A 3,957-nucleotide genomic window follows, 5' to 3' on the forward strand; every position below is an offset into this window, starting at 1 on the left:
AGCCTGCGTCGACGAACAAGGTGCTCACCACCGCGGCCGCCCTGCTGACCCTGGACCGTGACGCGACGCTGACCACCCGGGTGGTCGCCGGTGACCGGCCCGGTGTGGTGGTGCTGCACGGCGGCGGGGACCCGACGCTGTCGGCCGTTGCCGCCGACAAGCGCACCTGGTACAAAGGCGCTGCCCGGATCAGCGACCTGGCCGGGCAGGTCCGGGAGAACGGCACCCGCGTCACCGCCGTGCAGGTCGACCTCGGTGAGTACAGCGGGCCGACGATGGCGCCGGGGTGGGATCCGCTGGACATCGACGGCGGCGATATCGCCCCGATCGAATCGGTGATGCTCGACGGCGGTCGAACCCAGCCGGTCTCGCCCGAATCGCGACGGTCCCGGACACCGGGCCTGGACGCCGGTCGCGCGCTGGCCACCGCACTCGGTGTGGACCCGGCCACCGTCACCGTGACATCGATCTCGTCGGACGCCGAGGAACTCGCCGAGGTGCACTCGCCCCCGCTCATCGAGCGGCTGCGCCAGATGATGAACGAGTCCGACAATGTGATGGCCGAGTCGATCGGCCGCGAGGTGGCCGCCGCGCTGAACCGTCCGCAGAGTTTCGACGGGGCGGTGCAGGCGGTGCTCGGCCAGTTGCGCGGCGCCGGCGTGGACACCGCCAACGCCACCCTGCTGGACTCCAGCGGGCTGTCGGTGGACAACCGGCTCACCGCGCTGACCCTGGACGGTGTCATCGCCGCCGCGGTCGGTGCGGACCAGCCGCAGCTGCGCCCGCTGGTGGACCTGTTGCCCATCGCCGGCGGCAGCGGCACCCTGTCCAACCGGTACCTGGACACCGATGAGGGCCGGGAGTCGGCGGGCTGGCTGCGCGCCAAGACCGGCTCGCTCACCGGCACCAACTCGTTGGCCGGCATCGTCACCGATTCCAGCGGCCGGGTGCTGACCTTTGCGTTGATCTCGAACAACGCCGGGCCCACGGGACGCACGTCGCTGGATGCACTGGCCGCCAAATTGCGGTCCTGCGGGTGCGGCGGATGAGCGACCGGGGAGGCAGCTCGGTGGGCGGTGCGGTCGACTGGACCTTCGCCGCCGATATCGGTGCCAAGCTGAGCAGGCCCGGGCCGGCGACCACCGACTACACCCGCGATCAGGCGATCGCGCAGCTCTACGAGTCGGCCCGCTCCGCGGAATTACCGGTGCGCGAGGTGACTCACCTCAACGAGGGTGCCGAGGTCCCCGAGGCCCGGGTGATCGACCGCAAGATGTGGGTGCGCGCGGCGACGCAGTCGATGCGGGTGATGACCGGCGCTGCGGAGCAGACGTCGAAGGGGCCCGGCGGTGCGCTGACGGCCAAGGTGACCGGCGCTCAGACCGGTGCTGTGCTGGCGTTCATCTCGTCGGGGATCCTGGGGCAGTACGACCCCTTCGGCAACGACGGCGGGCAGGAGCGAAGCGACCCGGGGAGTCAGTCACGCGGGGAGCTGCTGCTGGTCTACCCGAATGTCATTGCGGTGGAACGGCAACTGCGGGTCAAGCCCGCCGACTTCCGGCTCTGGGTGTGCCTGCACGAGGTCACCCACCGGGTGCAGTTCCGGGCGAATCCGTGGCTGGCCGAACACATGTCGTCCTCGCTGGCCGTGCTGACCAATGATGGCGGCGAGCAGGTCGGCGATGTCATCGGCAGGCTCAGCGCCCATGTCCGCGCCCAGCGCGGCGGTAAGCCGGTCGACGTGAATTCGGCGGGCGTGCTCGGCTTGTTGCGCGCCGTGCAAGCCGAGCCGCAACGCGAGGCGCTGGACCGGCTGCTGGTGCTGGGCACCCTGCTGGAGGGGCATGCCGAGCACGTGATGGACGCCGTCGGGCCCGCCGTGGTGCCGACGGTGGCGACCATCCGCCGCCGGTTCGACGAACGTCGGCAACGCAAACAGCCACCGCTGCAACGCATCATCCGCACCCTGCTGGGTTTCGACGCCAAGCTCAACCAGTACACCCGGGGCAAGGTGTTCGTCGACGAGGTGGTGGCGCGGGTCGGAATGGACCGCTTCAACGTCATCTGGACCGACGCCGGCACCCTGCCCAGGCCCGATGAGATCGAAGAACCGCAGCGATGGATCGATCGGGTCCTGTAGCGCAGCTACGCGCGGTGGTCGCGGCGTTCGCCAAGGCCCGTCTCGGCGACGATGAGCGCTGGTGTGTGGGGCTCTCCGGCGGTGCGGACTCGCTGGCACTGACGGCGGTCGCCGCCCGGTTGCGGCCCACCACGGCGTTGATCGTGGATCACGGCCTGCAGGCCGACTCGGTCGCCGTCGCCGAACAGACCCACGCACAGGCCATCGCGCTCGGATGCGTTGGCGCACAGATTCTCCGGGTCGAGGTCGGATCCGCCGGGGGACCGGAGGCGGCGGCGAGAACGGCCCGCTACGCGGCACTGCAGACCGCCCGGGACGGTGCGCCGGTGCTGTTGGCGCACACCCTCGACGATCAGGCCGAGACGGTGCTGCTGGGCCTGGGCAGGGGGTCGGGCGCCCGGTCGCTGGCCGGGATGCGGGCCCACGACGCGCCCTGGTGCCGTCCGCTGCTCGGGGTGCGCCGGGCTACGACGGTGGCGGCGTGCTCCGAACTGGGTCTGACGCCCTGGCAGGATCCGCACAACAGCGACCCGCGTTTCACCCGGGTCCGGCTGCGCACCGAGGTGCTCCCGCTGCTGGAGCAGGTGCTCGGCGGTGGGGTGGCCGAGGCGCTGGCCCGCACCGCCGCTGCGCTGCGCGAGGACACCGAGGCGCTGGATGCCGCGGCCGCCGAGATCGGGATCGGGGCGGGCGCCCTGCCGATCGCCGACCTGGACGGCCTGTCCGCCGCCGTCCGGCGCCGTGTCATCCGGAGCTGGCTGCTGGCCGGGGGAGCCTGCGATCTCACCGACGCCCAGATCCGTTCCGTCGACCTTCTGGTCACGGCGTGGCGGGGTCAGGGCGGGGTCGCGGTGCCGAGCGGATTGACCCGGGAGCGTCTGTTCGCGGGCCGCCGGAACGGCGCTCTGGTGCTCTACGGTCAGCCGGTCGCCTGATCCCGGCTACGCTGTGACGGTGACTGCGGAGTTGTATCCGGGCGATATCAAGTCGGTCTTGCTGTCCGAAGACCAGATCAAGGCCAAGACCGCCGAACTGGCAGAACTGATCGCCGCGGATTTCCGCGACGGCGGGCCCGATCAGGACCTGCTGCTGATCACTGTTCTCAAGGGCGCGGTCCTGTTCGTCACGGACCTGGCCCGGGCCATCCCGGTGCCCACCCAGTTGGAGTTCATGGCGGTCAGCTCGTACGGATCCTCGACATCATCTTCGGGTGTGGTGCGCATCCTCAAGGACCTGGATCGCGATATCAACGACCGCGATGTGCTGATCGTCGAGGACATCGTCGATTCCGGGCTCACCCTGTCCTGGCTGCTGCGCAACCTCGCGACGCGGCGTCCGCGGTCGCTGAAGGTATGCACGTTGCTGCGCAAGCCTGATGCCGTGCGCGCCGATGTGGAGATCGAGTACGTCGGCTTCGACATCCCCAACGAGTTCGTGGTCGGCTACGGGCTGGACTACGCCGAGCGCTACCGCGATCTGCCCTATATCGGCACGCTGGAGCCCAAGGTCTACGAGAACCGCTAGAGGTTCTGCAGAGATGACGCTTTACTCGCGGGATGCGTCCGTCTGTGTGTATGTGGGTAACGCGTAGAACGACTTCCGAGCGTTGCCGTGCTCTAGATCAACACCTTGCGCGGGGTCTTTGGGCCGCGTAGTATCGAACACAAGTGGCGCTCCTAGTGTTCTAGTGGGCGCTTTCTTGCTGTTCAGGGTCGGTTAATACTGCAGCACAAGCGCTCTCGGCGTGTCCACGCAGAGATGAAGGACGCGCACGCGGTGTGCCTCTAGGTTTCGGGGTTACCACACCAACCTCAACC

4 protein-coding genes are annotated in these 3,957 nt (G+C 69.3%); all 4 read left to right on the top strand.

What is annotated here, in order from left to right:
• Window positions 1-1,049: D-alanyl-D-alanine carboxypeptidase/D-alanyl-D-alanine endopeptidase (dacB, locus tag AC1DTF_RS32140; RefSeq protein WP_477477007.1), on the top strand; the 1,049-nt coding region annotated here is incomplete at its 5' end.
• On the top strand, window positions 1,046-2,140 hold the full coding sequence (locus AC1DTF_RS32145; protein WP_477477008.1) for a zinc-dependent metalloprotease: 1,095 nt from the start codon (window positions 1,046-1,048) through the stop codon (window positions 2,138-2,140). The genes dacB and AC1DTF_RS32145, both read left to right, overlap by 4 nt.
• Entirely contained in the window at window positions 2,119-3,075 is a 957-nt protein-coding gene (gene tilS, locus AC1DTF_RS32150; RefSeq protein WP_477477009.1) for a tRNA lysidine(34) synthetase TilS, read from the top strand. Before AC1DTF_RS32145 ends, tilS begins: the two co-directional genes overlap by 22 nt.
• 13 nt (window positions 3,076-3,088) lie before the next feature.
• Window positions 3,089-3,664, top strand: a complete 576-nt coding sequence (hpt, locus tag AC1DTF_RS32155; protein WP_057170810.1) for a hypoxanthine phosphoribosyltransferase — start codon at window positions 3,089-3,091, stop codon at window positions 3,662-3,664.
• Window positions 3,665-3,957: the final 293 nt, after the last annotated feature.

Source organism: Mycobacterium sp. P4_H6 (assembly GCF_056400845.1).

Bases quoted from the DNA above. Each gene is read 5' to 3' on its own strand.
- AC1DTF_RS32145 (WP_477477008.1), top strand. From the start codon at position 1,046: ATGAGCGACCGGGGAGGCAGCTCGGTGGGCGGTGCGGTCGACTGGACC.
- tilS (WP_477477009.1), top strand. From the start codon at position 2,119: ATGGATCGATCGGGTCCTGTAGCGCAGCTACGCGCGGTGGTCGCGGCG.